The following is an 18,534-nucleotide window of genomic DNA, read 5'->3' as shown; positions in this document are numbered from 1 at the left end:
ATCGTCTCCTAGTAGGTGAAGGCGGGGGCGCGGTCGTCGCGCTGCGGAGCCGGGCTGCCGTCGTCGGCGTGGTCGTCGGGCGGGCCGTCGAGGTAGGGCATGACGTGCCCCGGACCGGCCTTGACGTAGCGCAGCAGCAGCCGGAACTCGACGACGGCGAGTACCCCGTAGAGCGCGGTGAACGCGGCGAGGGAGATCGCGACCTCGGTCAGGCTGACGCCGGGGGAGACGCTCGCCGCCGTCAGGAGCTCGCCGTGCACCGTCCACGGCTGGCGTCCCATCTCGGTGAGCACCCAGCCGAAGATGTTCGCGGTCAGCGCGGCCGGCAGGGCGAGGACGACGATCCGGTACATCCAGCGGTGCGCCCACGCCCACCGGGCACCACCGGCGGCGTCACCCCAGCCGGGGAGACGCCCGCGGCGGGTCAGCCACAGGCCCAGCACCGACACCGCGACACCGGTCATGCCCAGGCCGATCATCAGCCGGAACGACCAGTACAGGACGGCGATGTTCGGCCGGTAGTCGCCGGGCCCGTACATCTGCTCGTACTGGGCCTGCACGTTGTTGATGCCCTGCACGGTGCCGCCGAGGTCGCCGGTGGCCAGGAAGCTCAGCACCGAGGGGATCTGGACGTTGATGTGGTTGCGGCTGCCCTCGATGTCACCGACGGCGAACAGCGAGAACCCGGCGCCCTCCTCGGTCTCCCAGAGCGCCTCCGCACCGGCGAGCTTCATCGGCTCGTAGGTCGCGGCGAGCTTGGCCTGGTGGTCGCCCGAGATCGCGAGCAGTGCACCGGCGATGGCGGTGACCAGGAAACCGGCCCGCAGCGTGCGCCGGAACATGCCGTGCTCGCTCTCGTGCGGTGCCGTCTCGCCACGCCGCGGCCACCGCTCGCGCATCAGCTTGAATGCGCTGACCGCGGCCACGAACAGCCCGGCGATGACGAACGCGGCCGAGACCACGTGCAGGTAGGTCGACCAGGCCTGGTCGTTGCCCAGGACGGCCCAGATGTCGGTCAGGCGGGCCCGGCCGGTCACCGGGTCGGTCTCGAAGCCGACCGGGTGCCGCATCCAGGCGTTCGCGGCGAGGATGAAGTAGGCCGACAGGTTCGACCCGATCGCGGCGGCCCAGATGCAGGCCAGGTGCACGCGCCTGCCGAGCCGGTCCCAGCCGAAGATCCAGAGCCCGATGAACGTCGACTCCAGGAAGAACGCGAGCAGCGCCTCCATCGCCAGCGGGGCGCCGAAGACGTCACCGACGAACGTCGAGTAGGCGCTCCAGTTCATCCCGAACTGGAACTCCTGCACGATCCCGGTCACGACGCCCATCGCGAAGTTGATCAGGAAGAGCTTCCCGAAGAACTTGGTCGCACGCAGGTAGTCCTCGCGGCCCGTCCGCACCCACGCGGTCTGCAGCGAGGCCACGATGACCGAGAGGCCGATCGTGAGCGGGACGAACAGGAAGTGGTAGATCGTCGTGATGCCGAACTGCCATCGCGCGAGATCGAGCGGGTCCATCGCGGCCGTCCCCCAGAGGTGCTGCTCGGCGAACTTCTACATCCAGTAGTAGTTCTACACCACGTAGAAGTCGGTGGCGACGTGCCGCGCGACACGTCCCGTCCATCCGGGAGAAAGGGCAGTTCAGGGGTTGCGGAACGCGCCGTGCGAGCGCAGGACGTCGAGGACCTCGGGCAGGTCCCGGAAGGCCGCCTCCACGTCGGCGGGGGTGACCACGCGGTGCGCGTTGGTGGCGACGTAGGCGCGCATCGCGGCGTCGAAACGGTCCGCCCCGACGCGCTCGCGACCGTCGAGCAGCGCGGCCGCACCCTGGTCGTAGACGCCGTCGGTCAGGGCCCGGAAGCCCCCGTTGGCGTCCCAGAACGACATCGGTGCGCCGATCGGGCCGGCGACCTCACCGGGGCCGAAGTTCCGGATCCGGTACAGGTCCTGCTGCCCGGCGGCGATCGCCTGGGCCCAGGTCGCGAACGACTCGTCGAGCCACGGGTCGCGCGCCTGGTTGTTGCCCACGAGCGAGTAGAACCAGGAGTGCGCGAGCTCGTGGGCGACCAGCGACGGGCGGGTCCGGGCGCCGACGTCACCGAACTGCAGGTGCGTCGGGAACTCCACGCCGTCGCTCTGGGTCGGCACGATGGTCAGCCACAGGTCCGGGTAGGGGTGGGGCCCGAGCAGGTCCTCCAGGCGGGCGAGCTGCTTCTCGACCTCCGCGGCCCAGTCCTGAGCCGAGGCCCGCACCCCGGTCCGCGGGACCGCGACATGGACCCTGGTGGCCCCGGCACTCGCCTCGGTGATCGCGTAGTCGCCGGCGGCCACCGCGACGTCGCGGATCGCGTCGGCGGTGAACAGGTGGGTCGTGCGGCCGGGTCCGGCGGCGCTGGTGCCGGCCGCGGTCCCGGTGCCGACGACCGTCTGGTCGGTCGCGGCGGTGACCTCCAGTGCGTTGAGCGAGAAGTCCTCGCTGGTCACGGTCTCGCCGGACATGCGGACGGCCGGGTCGCGGACCCAGCCCTGCCCGCGCACCCAGGCCAGCAGCGGCAGGACGGAGCCGAGCCAGGCCGTCCGGGCGCCGGGGGAGTACCCGATCCGCTCGGTCGAGTCGGCGCCGAGCGTGACCGTGAAACCGACCTCGGCGCGCACCGGCGTCCCGGCCGGGACGCAGGACGGCAGGGGCAGCTCGACGAGCGTGCCCGGAGCGCCCGCAGGGGCACCGGCCTGCTCGGTCCGCGGGGTGACCGGGTTGCCGTTGACGGCGGCCCGCGTGATCCGCGACGTCGTGCCGTCGGACACGGTCGTCGGCCGGTTCGCCCAGTTCCGGAACACGACCTCGCAGATCTGCTGGTCGGGGGTGAACAGGACGGACTCGGTGCCGGTCACCGAGGACAGGTCCGGGGCGAGGTCGAGGGAGGCGTCGACGACGGGGCGCCCGGGCCACGGCTGTGCCGGCTCGACGGCTGAGGTTCCCGCTCCGCAACCGGCCACGACGGCCAGCAGGACCAGGACCCCGACCAGGGCACGCTGCCGCACACCGAAGTCGATCATGTTCCGGAGGCTAATGTCGGTCGTCCCCCACGCGGACCGGCGCGCGGGACGCGCCGGGCGTCTCCACCCGATCGCGTCCGTCACGTCGCTTCCCCGATCGCCCCCGGTCACCGCGCCCCCGGTCACCGCGCCCGCGGCGGACACGGTCCCGGGCGGCGTGCGAGAGCATCGACACCGCGGCCTCCAGCGGGCCCCGTCCGACGGCGCGCTTCCACGCCACGCCGATCAGCATCGCGGCGACGACCTGGAACACGTAGCCCGGCACCGGGTCGAAGTCGTCCAGGCCGGAGTTCATGTAGAGCAGCGAGAGCGTGTAGAGCGTCAGCGTCATCGAGCCGGCCGCGGCGACCGGGCGCAGCACGTACCCGATCAGCCGTCCGGGGACGTGCGTGAGCAGCAGCGCCAGCCCGAGCACACCCAGCGCCGAGCCGATCGTCTGGACCAGGTCGAGCGGGGTCCCCGAGTGCGGCGCGATCGTCGCCATCCACCACCAGGTCGTCGTCGGGGTGACGCCGTCGGGGGAGGCGTTCACGAAGTCGACGATCGTGGGTGCCGTCTCGAGCTGGGCGGGCGGGGTGACGGCGGCGATCCGGGCGTACCCGCCCATCGCGCCGAGCAGGTACCAGGACGCCCCGGTCGCGGCCAGCGCCGCCGCGGCGCCGCCGCCCAGCAGGCCGAGCGCCGTGCGGATCGACGAGAGCCGCAGACGCCCGACCGCGATCCCGGCACAGAGGTAGGTGACCCAGGTCAGGGCGGGGTAGGCCCCGGTGAACGTCAGCTCGCTGAGCAGGCCCAGCGGGTCGCTGAAGATGTCGCCGAGGTGCGGGTTGTCCAGCGTCGGGACGGGCAGCGCGGGCCGCAGGAGCGCCGAGAGCACCGGGAGCCCGCCCGCGAGCACGACGGTCAGCCCGGCGAGCACCCCGGTCGGGAGCAGGACCAGGGGTATCGCGAGCAGGAACATGATCGCGTAGTACGGCAGGATCACCGCCGCGATCTCCGGGTCGGTCCAGCCCAGGGCCAGGCCGACGACCAGCAGGAGCCCGGCGCGGGTCGCCAGGGTCGCCGCGGCGGCGGTGAGGTCGGCACCGGGCCGGACCCGTCGCCGGCGGGTCATGAACGCGAACGCGACGCCGGCGAGCAGCGCGAACAGCGCCGCCGACCGGCCGCCGAAGACCAGGTAGTTGGTGGCCGGCGAGCCGTCCTCGTTGCCCTCGACGAGGGCGTGCACGGCGATGATGCCGAACAGCGCGAGGCCACGGGCGACGTCGACACCGATCAGGCGCGACGCGGCGCTCTCGTCGGTCCGGACCGGCGTGTCGCGGCCGGGCGTCGCCGTCGCGCTCGCCGCAGCCGGGCGGGCCTCGGCCGGGCGGGCTCCGGCCGGACGGGTCTCCGGTCGCGGAGCCGGGACGGCCGCCGGAGCCGGTTCGTCCCGCACCGGGGCCCCGACGGCGGTGTCCGGGCCGGGGCCGTGCAGGGCGGTCGTGGCGCCGGCGGGCCGCCGGTCGGCGGGGAGCTCCCGGCGAGGGGACGGGAGCGCCGGACGACGGCCCGTGGCTCCGGGATCCTGACGGCCCGTACCCGCGGGGTCCTGACCGTGAGCGGTCCCGGAGTCCTGACGGGCGGTGGCCGCGGGGTCTCGACGAACGGTGGCCGGGTCGGCGAGCGCTGACGTGGGGGAGTCGGTCACGCCCGGGCGCGGCGGACCGTCGACGCCCGGGCGCGGCGGGGCCGGACGGCGGGGCGGGATCGGGGCCGGGGTGACGGCGCGGGTGCGTTCGACGTCCGGGAACGGAGCGTCCGTCCGGACCTGCTCCGGGGGCGTCGGGACCGGGCGGGACCGCGAGGGAGCCGCGTGGGCGGCGCCGTTCGCCGCCGGACGGGTGGGGAGGGGACCGGACGTGCCTGTGCCGAAGCCCCGGACCGATTCGCCGGTCGCCGCTCCGGTGACGGGGACAGCCCCGTCGAGGGGCGCCCCGTTCACGGGCGCCCCGTTCACGGGCACCGATCCGTTGACGGGCGCCGCCCTGGTGACGGGCGCCGATCCGTCCCGGGCTGTCGGGACCTGCTCGTCGCGAAGGGAGCCCTCCGGCTCGCCCGCGACACGGTGCCGGGGCGCCGAGTCCTCGACGGAACGGGTGGGGAGCTCCGGGGCCGGTTCACCCTCGGGGCGACGGCGACGTCCACCGGTGCCGGGCTGCTGCCGGGGTCCGGTGCCCTCCGGCTCGGACGGGCCGTCGTTGCGGGGCGGCGCGGGACGCGTGCCGGGCGTGCGGCGGCGGGCCGAGTGGGTCGCCGGCCTGCCGACGCGGCCACCGGGCCGCAGGCCCGGTCCGGGCGTCGACGAGGACCCCTCGGTCGATCCGGAACCGCTGGTGTTGCGGTGCCGGCCGGAGGGGTGCTCGTGCGGGCGGCTCACGATCCGACCTCACCTGCCATCGTCGTCGTCGTTCGGGGCCTCACGACATCACCGTGTCGATCAGTTCGAGGCCGAGGTCACGGGCGTCGTGCATCGGTAGCCGGGCGTCGCCGAACCAGTCGGCGGTGGCCTCGGGGTGCGGGCCGACGACGCCGACCCGCCCGGCGCCGAAGGGGGCGACGAGCGCCGCCACCGTCCCGTTCGGGTAGCGGCCCAGCACCGAGACCCGGGCGTCGCGTTCGAGCAGGAAGTGCGGCCCGTCCTGGAAGAACAGGGTGCGCTCGCGGCCCCGCCAGGACACCCCGACGAGCGTGTCCTCGTCGTCGTCGACGGTGGCGCCGGGGGAGTCGATGTAGCGGTCGGTGTCGCCGGGCAGCAGGCCGAATCCCGGCGTCGCGCCGGCGAGGTAGCCGCCGAGGCAGAAGCCCAGGTAGCGGCCGCCGCCCGCGACGTGGTCGCGGATGATCCCGCGCTGGTGGCGCAGCTTCTTGTAGGCGTGCGAGAGCGTCCCGCCGCCCGGCTGGGCGTAGAGCGCGGCACCGGCCAGGGTCTCCGCGGTGAGCGGGAGGTCCTCGTCGGGGCCGACGTAGCGGACGTCGAACCCGTGCCGGCTCGCCGCCAGCAGCGCGGCGACGGCCTCGGAGCAGCCCTCCGGCCTCGCCGCCGGACCCCGGTAGACCAGGGCCAGTGGAGCGCCCGGACGGCGTGCCGGCGTCGCGTCGGCACGGCCGCCGAACAGCCCGAGGACCCGGTCGACGAGCCCGCTCACCGGCCTTCTCCGTCGGCGGGCCCCGGCGTGGGCCGGCGGTGCCGGCCGGACGTCGATCCCGACGGGCGCGGCACCGTCGGCAGACGGGTCGTCCCGTCGGCGTCCGGCCCCGCGACGACGGCTCGGTTCGGGCCCGTCTGGTGCCGGCCGGCCTGCTGCGGCACGGTCCGGTCGGGCACGACCCCGTTCGCTGCGGGCCCGTTCGCTGCGGGCCCGTTCGCTGCGGGCCCGTTCGCTGCAGGCCCATTCGGTGCGGGCCTGTTCGGTGCGGGCCTGTTCGGCGAGGGCCTGTTCGGTGCAGGCCGGTCGGACACGGCCGGGCGCGGACCGGTCTCCCTCGGCCCGAGCGGCCCGTTGGACGACGCTCGCGGCGCCGGAGCGGGACCGCTCGCCGGACCCGGCGACGGACGGACCGACGACATGCGGGTCGTCGGTTCCGCGGTGGTCTGCGGCTCCCGCTGTGCGGGCAGACCCGGGTCGAAGATCGGCGCCGGCGGCGTGGGGCGGCTGCCGGTGTCGGAGGGACGGGCGTCCGCCCGGCCCGGGCCGGCACGGTGACCGGCCGGGGGACCGTGCACCGGTCGGGCGCCGTCGGACGCCCCGTCGGTGTCCTCCGGGCGGGCGGTACCGGCGGACGTCCCGGGACGGCGCAGCACGCGGGCCTCGCCGGTGGCGTGCACCGACCGGATGCGCATCGTCCGGCCGACGTCGGCCGCGGCCAGGACACCGCTCGCGTCCGGACGGACCTGCGTCATCACGGTCGTCCGCTCCACGTCGGCGAACCGGGGGTCCGGGACGTCCGCGGCGGCGGGGACCGGTCGACGGACCTGGGGGATCGCCGTCGTGGCGGCGGCCGCGGCCGGATCCACGGGGTCCGCCGCGGCGGTGAGGGCGGGGACCGCGTCGGGCGCGGCCTCGGTGACGGGCTGGGCGGTGATCCCGCGCCAGCGCGTCCCGGGCGGGAGATGCTCGCCCTTCATCACCAGCGACAGGGCGTCGAGCGCCACCCCGGTGCCGACGACGGCGTCGTAGAGCACGATCGCCCGGTCACCGACGCTGGCGCCGTTCTCGATCCGCACCGTCGACATCTTCATGACGCGGTCCTCGAACAGGTGCGTCTGCAGCGAGACGTCCCGTCCGATCGTCACGTCGTCGCCGATGTCGACCAGGTCGTACTCGGTCATGTAGGTGGTGCCGACGTAGGTGCGGCGCCCGATCCGGCAGCCGAGCAGCCGCAGCGCGGGCGGCAGCATCGGCGTGCCGACCAGCATCATCAGCAGCCCGGGCACGGCCGCGGCCTCGTAGAGACCGGTGACGAACTCCGAGCGGCGCACGAACCGGCTCCAGAGCGGCTCGGTACGCGGCCGGTAGGTACCGACGACCACCCACTTCACGGCCGCCACCATGAGCAGCAGCGCCAGCCCGGTGCCGACCGCGAGCAGTGGCGCGACCAGGACCGTCGCCCACCACGGCGTGCTGCGGGCCATCCCGGACAGGCCGTAGAGGAACAGATAGAGCGACACCGAGATCATCGAGGCGGGCAGGGTCGCCCGCAGGAACTCGATCCCCAGCCGCTCGGCGACCTTGTACCGGGGCGGGCGGAACGTCGTCGACTCGTCGAAGTCGCCGCTGTCCTGCCGGACCGGCAGGTTCATCGCCGGGGAGCCGAGCCAGGTGCTGTCGCCGGGGACGCCCGCGATCGGGGGCACCGTGGCCACACCGATCAACGAGTCGTCGCCGAGACGGGTGCCGGCCGGGACGACCGCGGCGTTGCCGACGAACGCACGCCGCCCGACCAGGGTGGGACGACGCACCATCCAGCCGTTGTGGAACGTGGCGCTGCCCAGGCTCGCCATGTCGGCGACGAAGGAGCCCTGCTCGATCGTGAGCATCTCCGGGTCGATGTGCGAGGCGGTGGAGACCTCCGCGCCGCGCCCGATCCGCGCGCCGAGCAGCCGCAGCCATCCGACGGTGTAGAGCGTCGAGTAGAGCGAGTTCGTGTAGAGCAGGCTCATCTCGAGCAGCTTGTCGCCGAACCACTTGCGCAGGCCCACCGCGGACCGTGCCGGGAACACGCCCGGCCCGGTGCGCGGGGCGACGATCCGCCGCCCCACCGCGACGACCACGCAGACGGTCAGCACGAACACCGGTCCGACCAGTACCGCGGCGAGCAGCGCGAGACCCTCGCCGAAGAACAGCAGCGAGCCCCACACCAGCAGGACCGCCGGCAGCAGGCTCACCACGGAGATGAGCTCCAGCGCCGCCGCCCCGGCCGCCGCGGCGGCGAGCTGCGGGCGGGTCCAGGTCGGGGCCGGTCCGGCCTCGGTGAGCTCGGCGACGGCGGCGTCGGCCGGGTCGGGCACCGACGGCGACCCGGCCCAGTGCTCGCCGTCCGGGATCACCTGGTCGCGGGCCACCGACGACTGCTCGCCCATCACCGCGTCCGCGCCGACGAGCGCGCCGGGCTCGACCACGCAGTTCCCGCCGACGTGCGCCCGGGCGCCGATCGTGACCGGTGCGACGACGATCCAGCCGTCCTGCACCGTCCACGGGCGCAGCGCGGCGCCGTAGCCGACGGTCGCGCCGTCGCCGATCCGTACCAGCGACGGCAGCGACACCACCGACGTCCCGAGGTGGGTGTCGTGGCCGACGCGGGCACCGAGTATCCGCAGGTACGTCGCGGCGAGCGGGCCGCCGGAGAGGAACGGCAGCGGCGACATCGACAGCATGAGCTCGGAGGCCCACAGCCGCAGGTGCACCGACCCCCACATCCGGTGGTACCCGGGCCTGATCCCGGTGCCGAGAGCGCGCACCGCGATCGGCGCGAGCACCCATCGCTGCAGCAGGTAGATCGCCGTGGCGCCGAGTGCGAGCTCGGCCAGGACGTCGGGGGCGACCCGGCCCTCGTGGTAGGCGTAGACCCCGGCCGCGGGCAGCGTCATCACCAGCAGCAGCACGAACAGCACGGCGCTCTGGACGTAGCCGGCCGTGGCGTAGCGCAGCGTCGGGTGACGCAGCGGCTCGCGGCGCGGCGGGGGCGGGACGCTGCCGTCCGGCTCGGCCGCGGTGTCCAGGACCCCGGCGAGGCCGCGGATGGTCGGGTTGTCGTAGAGGTCGCGCACGGCCGGGCTGCGCCCGACCTCGTACCGGCGCAGCAGCGTCACGACGCGGGCGGCGAGCAGCGAGTGCCCGCCCAGCTCGTCGAAGAAGTCGGCGGTGACCGAGACCTGCGCGGGCTCCAGGCCCAGCGCCTCGGCCATGACGTCGCGGACGCGGGTCTCCAGCGCCGTCTCCGGCGCGACGGTGGGCCCGGCGCTGGTCATGATCCGCGGCCCGCGCGGGGCGGGCAGCTTGGAGCGGTCGACCTTGCCGCTGACCTGCGTGGGCAGCGACTCCAGGACGTCGATGTAGCCGGGGACCATGTACTCCGGCAGCCGGGTGCGCAGCAGCTCGTGCAGGCGCGCGACCAGAGCCGGCTCGTCGCCCCCGATCGCCTCCGCCGCCAGCGTCACGTAGACCGCGAGCTCCTCGGAGGTCTCGGTCTTCGACAGCGAGGCGACCGAGCTCTCGACGGCCGGGTCCTCCAGCGCGACGTTCTCGATCTCGCCGAGGTCGACGCGGTGCCCGCGGATCTTGACCTCGTCGTCGGCGCGGCCGAGGTAGACGATCTCGCCCTCGTCGTCGAAACGTCCGAGGTCACCGGTGCGGTAGAGGCGCCCGTCGCCGTTGGCCGGGGCGGCGGGGTGGGTGATGAACCGGTCGGCGGTCTTCTCCGGCAGGTTGACGTAGCCGTCGGCGACGCCGGGCCCGCCGATGCAGATCTCGCCGACCTCGCCGTAGGGCACTTCGACGCAGGCGTCGTCGAGGATCACCACGGAGTAGGTGGGGACGGGCCGGCCGATCGTGACCGGACGGCCCGGGAGCAGCTCGCCCCAGGTCGCGGTGACGGTGGCCTCGGTCGGCCCGTAGGTGTTGAGCATCCGGCGGCCGGGGCGGGCCCAGCGCTCGACGAGCCCGGCGTTGCAGGCCTCGCCGCCGACCATCAGCGTGCGCAGGTGCGGCAGCTCGCGGGGGATCGTGGCGAGCAGCGTGGGCACGCAGCAGAACACGGTGACGCCGGTGTCGTGCAGGAAGTCACCCAGCTCGGCGCCGATCCGCCGCGAGTCGGTGGGCCCGACGATCAGCGTGGCGCCGGCGGCGAACGTCGTCCAGATCTCCTCGATGGAGAAGTCGAACGAGATCGTCATGCCCTGGTAGACGCGGTCGTGCGACCGGACGTCGTAGACCTCGGTGATCACGTCGACGAAGTTGCAGATGCTCGGGTGCGAGACCGCGACGCCCTTGGGACGCCCGCTCGACCCGGACGTGTAGATCACGTAGCAGAGCGGGGCCTGCGGGCCCGTGGGCGGGGGCAGCGGGTGCCGCGCCTGCCCGAGGACGTCCTCCACGGCGTGGTCGAGCAGGACCAGGCCGTCCTGCTCCAGCTCCTCGGCCAGGTCGGAGGTGGTGACGAGCAGGTCGAGCGAGGCGTCAGAACGGATGTAGTCGACGCGGTCCGGCGGTGCGGCCGGGTCGATCGGCACGAACGCGGCGCCGGCCTTGAGCGCGGCGAGCAGCACGGCGTAGGTGCGCCAGGACCGGTTGAGCAGGATCCCCACCCGGCCGCCGGGGCGGAGCCCGCGCGCGAGCAGGTGGCGTGCGAGCTGGTTCGCGCGCGCGTCGAGCTCGAGGTAGGTCAGCTCGAGCGCGCCGTCCTGCAGGGCGACGGCGTCGGGACGGCGCGCGACGGAGGCCTCGAAGAAGCGGTGCAGCCGGTCCGGCCGGGGGGCGGGCCGGACCGGGGCCGCCGGGACCGGGCGCCGGAACGTACGTCCGTTCGAACGAGCGCGGGGTGGGGACAGAACCACGGGCGCCGCTACTCCTCTCCGACCGACGGGCGACCGGAGCGGAGGCCGGCTGGCCACCTGCGGACAGACTTCACCCTGCGGGCAGCACCGGGAGAACCGCAGGACGGATCTCGGTGTGACTACGCGGAGGGGGAGCAGCTCCGGTCACGACTCTGTGTCACGAATGTTATCGTTGACCACGCAGAAGTGTTACGCGGTGCAGGGTCTGAGCGGACCGTTGTGACGTAGCGTACTTCTTTGCGTGACCGTCACGGCCTCCGGCCCGAGCGGTGCCGACCGGTGCCACCCGTCCGGCCGAGCGACCCGCCCGCCGTCCGGGCGCCGGTCCTGGCGCGGTCGCGAGCGGCGTGCGCGAGCCGGGACACGACGGCTTCCACCGGGCCCCGGCCGATGATCCGCGCCCACGCGAGCCCGAACGCCAGCGCGACCACGACCTGCAGCAGGTAGCCGGGTACGGGGTCGAACGTGTCCAGCGGCGAGTTCATGAACAGGATCGACGCCGTGTAGAGCGTCAGCGTCATGCTGCCCGCGGCGGCGAGGGGGACCAGTGCGAGGTTCAGGATCCGGCCCGCTCCGCGGCGGGCGGCGTGCCCGAGCAGCAGCGCGGCGCCGATCACGGCCAGCGCGGAGCCCGTCGTCGCGATCAGGTCCGGCGGCGACGCCGAGTGCGGCGAGACGGCCGTGAGCCACCACCAGGTGTCGGTCGGCGTGGTCCCCTCGGGCGAGGCGATCACGTAGCCGGCGACGGTCGGGGCGGTCGACAGCTCGTCCGGCGAGGTGGCGTCGGCGATCCGGTCCAGACCCCCGAACGGGCCCAGCACCAGCCAGGACAGCCCCGTCACCACGAGCGCGGCCAGTGCGCCGCCGGCCAGCAGCCGCCATGCCGTACGGACCGAGGACAGGTCCAGGCGACCGACCACGATGCCCGCGCAGACGTAGGCCGTCCAGGGCAGGGCCGGGTAGTAGCCCGTGAGCGCCAGTTCGGACAGCAGCCCCAGCGGGTCCTGCACCACCTGGGCGAACGACGGGTTCTCCAGCAGCGGGGTCGGCAGGCCCGGACGGACGAGCTGGGACAGCACCGGGACTACCACCGCGATCGCGGATCCGAGGACGACGAGCGCCCGGGTCGGCAGCAGGACCAGCGGCACGGCCAGCACGAACATGATCGCGTAGTACGGCAGGATCACCGCGGCGACGCCCGTGTCCGTCCAGCCCAGGGCCAGGCCGAGCACCAGGAGCACGGCGGCGCGGGTGAGCAGCGTCGCCGTGGCCCCGCGCGCGTCCGGGCCGGGCCGGACCCGCGCGCGACCGGTCATGAACGCGATCGCGACGCCGGCCAGCACGGCGAACAGGGCCGCCGCGCGTCCGCCGACGATCAGGTAGTTCGCCGTCGGGGCGCCGTCGTCGGTGACCTCGAGCAGCGCGTGCGCGGCGATCATGCCGAGCAGCGCGACGCCGCGGGCGGCGTCCACCCCGCCGATGCGTGGGCGCCGCGTCGAGGTCGGCCGGTCCGGGCCGCCGGGCGGCGCGGTGCCGGTCCCGGGCCGGGCGGTCGGGTCGGCGGTGTCGCTCACGGATCTCCTCGCGCGTCGGGTCCCGCCCGGGCCCGGCCGCGCCGGGGACCGGCTGCAGGTCGGAGCCCTCGGGACGGGGGGTCACCCGGTCAGTTGCCGCTGAACCGGGTGACCACACGCGATCGGTCACGTGAAAGCGATCATGGTGACGTGACGAACACCCGTCACGCGTCGGCGGTGACCGCCAGCGTCCGGGTGAGGAAGTCGACCTGGGCCGCGGCGGAGCGCTCGAACATCTCGCCCGAGTAGATGTCGAAGTGCCCGCAGGACAGCTCCAGCACCTCCGAGCCCGCCCCGGCCTTCGCGGCCACGGCACGGACCGCGGACGGCGGCGCGATGTTGTCCCGGTCGGCGACCACCAGGAAGATCGGCGCGCGCAGCTTCGGCGCGGCCGTGACCGGGCGGTTCAACGGGATGATGACCGCGCCGCGGGCGCACATCTCGTTGCGGAACGTCGGTCCCATGATCGAGCGGTAGCCGGTCTCGGCGTCGTCGGCGGTGATCGCGGCCAGCGACCCGGGCGGGCCGACGACCGGGATCCGGTGCGGCTCGCGGCCCAGCAGGGCACCGGCGAAGTCCCGCAGCCCGTGCCCGGTGAGCTTGAGCAGCTGCCCGATCCCGGCGTAGCGGGCGATCTCCAGCAGGGCGGCGAGCCCGTCCATCGCCGCACCCTGGGAGATGACGGCCGCGACCTGCCCGTCCTTCGCCGCGACCGGCACCACGTGCCCGCCGGAGTAGGAGCTGCCCCAGAGCACGATCCGCTCCCGGTCGACCCCGTCCAGACCGCGGGCGTGCGCGATCGCGGAGTGGTAGTCCTGCCGGTGGCGCAGGTGGTTGACCTCCTGGCGCAGGTCGCCGTCGCTGGTGCCGTAGCCGCGGTAGTCGAAGACCAGGACGTCGGCCCCGGCGTCGGCGAAGCGCTCGGCGAACGGGAGCAGTCCGGCGTCGCGCGTCGCCCCGAACCCGTGGCCCATCACCACGCACGGGCGGCCGCGGGGACCGGTGAGCGCCTCGGACCGCGCCCGTAGGTGCCAGGCGGCGCACCGCACGCCGTGGCTGTCGAATCCGGTCTCGTCCGGGGTGGCGGTCATCGGCACTCCATCTGTTCGTCCCTGGGGCGCCACATCCTGCCGCACTCCGTCCCCGTGCGCGGATATCACCGCCCCGGCGACGACATCCGCACACGAGGGGTCAGCCGGTGGGGCCGAACTGCTCGACGCGGATCGACTCCGGCGCGACCCCGGCCTCGACCAGCAGCTCCGCGGCGGCGTCGGCGAACGCCGGTGAGCCGCACACATAGGCGGTCTCGCCGCCGCGCACGAGCGGCGCGACGTCGTCGATCGTCAGGCGCCCGGCGGGGCGGGTCGCGCCGTCCGGGGCGGTGCGGGTGTGCACGACCGAGACCTGCGGACCGGTGAGCTCGTCGCCGTAGAACAGGGACTCCGGGGTGCGGACCGAGACCAGCATCCGGACGAGGTCGGGGCGTCCGAGCGCGCGGGCGTGGCGCAGCATCGCGGCCAGCGGCACCATCCCGGACCCGCCGCCGACGAGCAGCGCGGGGGAGCCGCCGTCCCAGGCGAACCAGCCGCCGACCGGGCCACGGACCTCCAGGATGTCGCCGGGGACGACGACGTCGTGCAGGAACTCCGAGACCTCGCCGTCGTCGAGACGTTCGACGGTGAGCTCGATCGTCGCCGTGCCGTCGGGTGCGGAGGCGACGGAGTACGAGCGCTGCGCGGTGTAGCCGTCCTCGGCGGTCAGGCGCAGCACGTAGTACTGCCCGGGCAGGTGGGCGCTGACGTCCTGTAGGGCGAGACGGAACGTCCTGACGCCGGGGGCCTCGTCGCGGATGCCGGTGACGGTGGCGAGCTGCCAGCGCAGGGTCCGCCGCGACGTCGTGTCGGGGGCGCCCACGTCAGTCGCCCTGGAAGCGCTGCTCGGACCAGGGGTCGCCGCGGTCGTGGTAGCCGTTGCGCTCCCAGAAGCCGGGCTCGTCGTGGTCGGCGACGCGCAGCCCGGCGACCCACTTGACGCTCTTCCAGAAGTACAGGTGCGGGACCAGGAGCCGGGCCGGGCCGCCGTGCTCGCGGGTCAGCGGCGAGCCCTCGGCGTTCCAGACGACCCAGGCCTTCCCGCCCGTGACGTCGGCGAGCGGGAGGTTCGTCGTGTAGCCGCTGTGCGAGTGCGCGACGACGTGTGTCGCCTCAGGTCGCGGTCGGGCGCTGTCGAGCAGGGTGTCCACCGAGACGCCGTCGAAGCGCATCCCGAACTTCGTCCAGGTGGTGACGCAGTGGATGTCGCCGTCCCAGCGCTCGTCGGGTAGCGCGCGGATCTCGTCCCACGTCCACTGGGTCTCGCGCTCGACCAGGCCCTCGATCGTGAACGTCCAGCGGCTGGTGTCCAGGTGCGGGGCGCGCTCCGCGGTGAGCACGGGCCACTGTCCGCCGACGTCGTACTGCCCGGGTGGCAGGCGCTTGTCGCGGGTGCGGCGTCCGACGAAGCCTCGCGTGACCGGTGGCATGTCCACCTCAGCGCCGGGGCGGCCCGTCCTGTTCCCGGGCCCCGCCGAGAAGTCGATCACGGGTGAGATGACGTGGGTGGCGCCGGGCCGTCCGCGCAGCGCGATGGACGTCATCTCACCCCGCGGCTCAACCCGCCGTGACCGGGGCGGAGAGCCATACGCGCCAGGCCTCCGACAGGGCCTCGGGCGCGGCGCCGGCGTAGTCGTGGTGGGAGACGGCGACGGGCATGCCGATCGCGGACCGCTCGTGGAAGCGGATCAGGGCGCGGTCGGTGCGCAGGCCCAGGAACTTCCCGGTGACGTAGTCGATCTCGCCGGTGACCGTCCGTCCGCCCAGGTCGATCGTGGCCGTGCCGCCGGGGGCGTCCGGGCGGCCCAACGTGTCCCGGATCCGCTCCCACACCTCGCCGCCGGACCCTCCGGAGGCTTCCGCCTCGCCGTAGGTCGCGGCCCGGCCGGGGAAATGGGTGAGATAGGCCTGCAGGGTCGCGAAGTACTGGTCCCAGCCGGCGCGGGTCATGGCGTCGAACTCGTCACCCCAGCCCTCGGGTGCGTCCGGGACGTCCATGACGCCGCTGTGCACGAAGCGCAGGACCGCGGTGCCGCCGTCGGCGGCGTCGATCAGGAACTCGGTGGCCATCGTCGGTGTCGGGCGGACCAGCAGCCGGTGCGGCGGCTCCCATACCTCGACGCCCGGCGCGGTCGACGGGTCGGCGCCGGGCTCGGCCGGGACGGCCATGAACCACGCGGCCTGCCCCTCCGGCGTCGCGACGGCCTGCCAGACCTGCTCGGGTGTCGCCGGCAGGGCGACCGAGGTCCGGATGTCGAACTCGTGACTCATCGGGGGTCCTCCGTGTCGGTGGGGGTGCCGGCGGTCGTGTCCGCGGCGGCGACGGTGGGGTGCAGGCCGACGACGAGCCGGTGTGGACGCCCGCCCTCGGCGTTCTCGTCGTGGTAACGGGCGACGAGCCCGGCGACGGCGTCGGCCAGCTCGCGGGTGAACTCGGCCCGGCGCTCGGGGGAGGCGAAGCGGATCTCTCCGTCCACCGCGAACGTCGCGACCCGCTGGCCGGCCCGGTCGGCGCCGGTGATCAGGTTCCCGACGTCGCGGACCAGCCGGGCGCCGAGCGCGAGCAGCCACTGCGCGGAGAGACGGTCCGGGCTGCGGTCCGGGTCCGGCGCCAGCAGGGCCCAGGCCTGCGGCGACACGACGAACGCCCCGGCCACGGCCTGCATCACCCGCTCGGTCATGTTGCCCCGTCGCCGTTCCTCCACGAGCTGGACGAGCCCGTGTGACTCGAGCGCCCGCAGGTGGTGGTTGACGTTCTGGCGACTCAGCCCGAGGACCGGCGCCAGCGTGGTCGCCGATCCCGGCTCGGTCAACGCCCGGAGCATCCGCGCCCGCACCGGGTCCAGCGCCACGGCTGCGACCGCCGGATCGGAGATGACCGCCGTCTGCTGCACGGGAGAAAGTTCCCACCGAAAGGACGGACTGTCAAGAAAGTGAAACCTGTCGGTCGCACGAACGGAGCCGTCGTCCCACCGGGGCGCACGAACGGAGCTCTCGTCTAGCCGGAGGGGCGCCCACCCGGGCCGGCCACACGTGGAGCAACCCGCACCCCGCTCCACCGAGGAGTGCGCGAAAGGAGCTGTCGTCCATCCCGGAGGCGCGAAAGCAGCTCTTGCACAGCTGGAGCCGTGGCTCATCCAGAGGTGGCCATGCACGTACGGAGCCCTCGTCCAACCTGGACACGCGAACGGGGCTCTCGTGCAGGCGTCGGTCAGGTGCTGCGCTGGGAGGCGGCGACGTCGCGTTTGCGGATCTTGCCCGACGGGGTGCGGGGGAGGGCGCCGCTGAAGACGACCGAGCGGGGGACCTTGTACCCGGCCAGGCGTTCGCGCAGGAACGCCAGGAGCGCCTCGGGGTCGACCTCCGCGCCGGGTGACGGAACGACGACGGCGCGGCCGACCTCGCCCCACCGCTCGTCGGGCATCCCGACGACCGCGCACTCGGCGACGCCGGGGAAGTCGTGGATCGCGCTCTCCACCTCGGCCGGGTACACGTTCTCCCCACCCGAGATGATCATGTCCTTGATCCGGTCGACGATCCGGACGTAGCCGTCGTCGTCGACGGTCGCGACGTCGCCGGAGTGGAACCAGCCCTCACCGTCGAGTACCTCGGCGGTGGCCTCGGGCCGTTGCCAGTAGCCGTCCATCACGTGCGGGCCGGCGACCAGGACCTCGCCGCGATCCCCCGGGGAGACCGAGGCACCGTCCGGGCCGGCGACCCGGACGTCGGTGAAGAAGTGCGGCACCCCGGCCGAGCCGGCCTTGCTCTGGGCGTGCGCGGCGTCGAGCAACAGCACGCCGGGGGAGGCCTCGGTCATGCCGTAGCCCTGCAGGAACACCAGGTCGCGGGCCAGCCAGGTACGGATCGTCGACGCCGGGACGGGCGCGCCGCCGCAGAGCAGGGTCCGCATCCGGGACAGGTCCGCGCCGGCGAACTCCGGGCGGGCGGCGACGGCGTCGTAGGTCGCGGGGACGCCGAACATCAGCGTGACGCCCTCGTCGGAGATCCGGCGCAGCACCGTCTCGGGGTCGAACGCCGAGCACAGCGCCAGCTCCCCGCCGCGCAGCAGCACCGGCAGCGACACCATCCCGAGCGCCGCCGAGTGGAACAGCGGCGTGTAGACCAGCGCCTTCTCGTCGACGCGGATGTCGACGTCGAGCAGGACGTTGACCGAGTTCCACGTCAGGTTGCCGTGGGTCAGCACGGCTCCCTTGGGGCGGCCCGTCGTGCCGGAGGTGTAGAGGATCACCGCCGGGTCGTCGAGGGACACCGGCTCGTCGACCGGCCCCTGCTCCGCCGCCTGAACCGGACCGGACACCAGCGCGGCGTACCGGACGGGGTCGACGACGGTCTCCACCGCGAGGTCGGCGTCGGCGAACCCGTCCGCGGCGACGAGCACCCGGGTGCCGGAGTCCTCCACCAGATGGGCCAGCTCGGACGTCGTGAGCCGGAAGTTCAGCGGTACGAACACCGCGCCGAGCGCCGCCGTCGCGAACAGCGTCTCCAGGAACGACGGGTGGTTGGGTCCGAGGTAGGCGACCCGGTCCCCGCGCTCGACCCCGAGCGACCGGAGCCCGTGCGCGAGCCGGTCACAGCGGGCCGCGGCCTCGGCGTAGGTGAACCGCTGCCCGTCCGGGCCGTCACCGGACCACGCCGGACGCTCGGCGCAGGTCCGGGCCCTGCGATGCAGCCACGAACCCAGCCCCTGGTCGCGCACG

At 74.2% G+C, this 18,534-nt stretch carries 12 protein-coding genes; all 12 read right to left on the bottom strand.

The genetic code is table 11. The features are described 5' to 3' along the window. Window positions 1–8 precede the first annotated feature (8 nt). The gene (locus EV383_RS16990) at window positions 9–1,517 is read right to left on the bottom strand and encodes a cytochrome ubiquinol oxidase subunit I (RefSeq protein WP_130290818.1); all 1,509 of its coding nucleotides are present in this window, start codon (window positions 1,515–1,517) and stop codon (window positions 9–11) included. Between the two features lie 123 nt (window positions 1,518–1,640). Continuing rightward, entirely contained in the window at window positions 1,641–3,056 is a 1,416-nt protein-coding gene (locus tag EV383_RS16985) for a M1 family aminopeptidase (RefSeq protein ID WP_130290817.1), read from the bottom strand. A 10-nt stretch (window positions 3,057–3,066) separates the two neighbouring features. Further along, window positions 3,067–4,494 (bottom strand): heparan-alpha-glucosaminide N-acetyltransferase domain-containing protein, encoded by a 1,428-nt coding sequence (locus EV383_RS16980; RefSeq protein WP_130294593.1) that lies wholly within the window; start codon window positions 4,492–4,494, stop codon window positions 3,067–3,069. 1,021 nt (window positions 4,495–5,515) lie between these two features. Continuing rightward, complete coding sequence (locus EV383_RS16975; RefSeq protein WP_242623152.1) at window positions 5,516–6,244, bottom strand: BPL-N domain-containing protein; 729 nt, start codon at window positions 6,242–6,244, stop codon at window positions 5,516–5,518. Continuing rightward, window positions 6,241–11,151 (bottom strand): Pls/PosA family non-ribosomal peptide synthetase, encoded by a 4,911-nt coding sequence (locus tag EV383_RS16970; protein ID WP_242623151.1) that lies wholly within the window; start codon window positions 11,149–11,151, stop codon window positions 6,241–6,243. Before EV383_RS16970 ends, EV383_RS16975 begins: the two co-directional genes overlap by 4 nt. Before the next feature lie 248 nt (window positions 11,152–11,399). Further along, the gene (locus EV383_RS16965; RefSeq protein ID WP_242623150.1) at window positions 11,400–12,725 is read right to left on the bottom strand and encodes a heparan-alpha-glucosaminide N-acetyltransferase domain-containing protein; all 1,326 of its coding nucleotides are present in this window, start codon (window positions 12,723–12,725) and stop codon (window positions 11,400–11,402) included. Window positions 12,726–12,889: 164 nt separating this feature from the next. Next, on the bottom strand, window positions 12,890–13,816 hold the full coding sequence (locus EV383_RS16960; RefSeq protein ID WP_130290816.1) for an alpha/beta hydrolase: 927 nt from the start codon (window positions 13,814–13,816) through the stop codon (window positions 12,890–12,892). Between the two features lie 100 nt (window positions 13,817–13,916). Continuing rightward, entirely contained in the window at window positions 13,917–14,639 is a 723-nt protein-coding gene (locus EV383_RS16955; protein ID WP_130290815.1) for a ferredoxin reductase, read from the bottom strand. A 1-nt stretch (window position 14,640) separates the two neighbouring features. Further along, a complete protein-coding gene (locus EV383_RS16950; protein ID WP_130294584.1) occupies window positions 14,641–15,246 on the bottom strand; it encodes a sulfite oxidase-like oxidoreductase in 606 nt (201 codons plus the stop codon). A 127-nt stretch (window positions 15,247–15,373) separates the two neighbouring features. After that, window positions 15,374–16,087: an SRPBCC family protein gene (locus tag EV383_RS16945; RefSeq protein WP_130290814.1), complete on the bottom strand. Its 714-nt coding sequence runs from the start codon at window positions 16,085–16,087 to the stop codon at window positions 15,374–15,376. Then, window positions 16,084–16,710: an ArsR/SmtB family transcription factor gene (locus EV383_RS16940; RefSeq protein WP_130290813.1), complete on the bottom strand. Its 627-nt coding sequence runs from the start codon at window positions 16,708–16,710 to the stop codon at window positions 16,084–16,086. The genes EV383_RS16945 and EV383_RS16940 overlap by 4 nt, the downstream gene beginning before the upstream one ends. A 317-nt stretch (window positions 16,711–17,027) precedes the next feature. Continuing rightward, on the bottom strand, window positions 17,028–18,533 hold the full coding sequence (locus tag EV383_RS16935) for an acyl-CoA synthetase (protein WP_130290812.1): 1,506 nt from the start codon (window positions 18,531–18,533) through the stop codon (window positions 17,028–17,030). Between the last annotated feature and the right edge of the window lies 1 nt (window position 18,534).

It is taken from the genome of Pseudonocardia sediminis, assembly GCF_004217185.1.
Lineage (GTDB): Bacteria > Actinomycetota > Actinomycetes > Mycobacteriales > Pseudonocardiaceae > Pseudonocardia > Pseudonocardia sediminis.
Note: the sequence above shows the minus strand (reverse complement) of the source record. Positions and strands in the feature narration are given on the sequence as shown.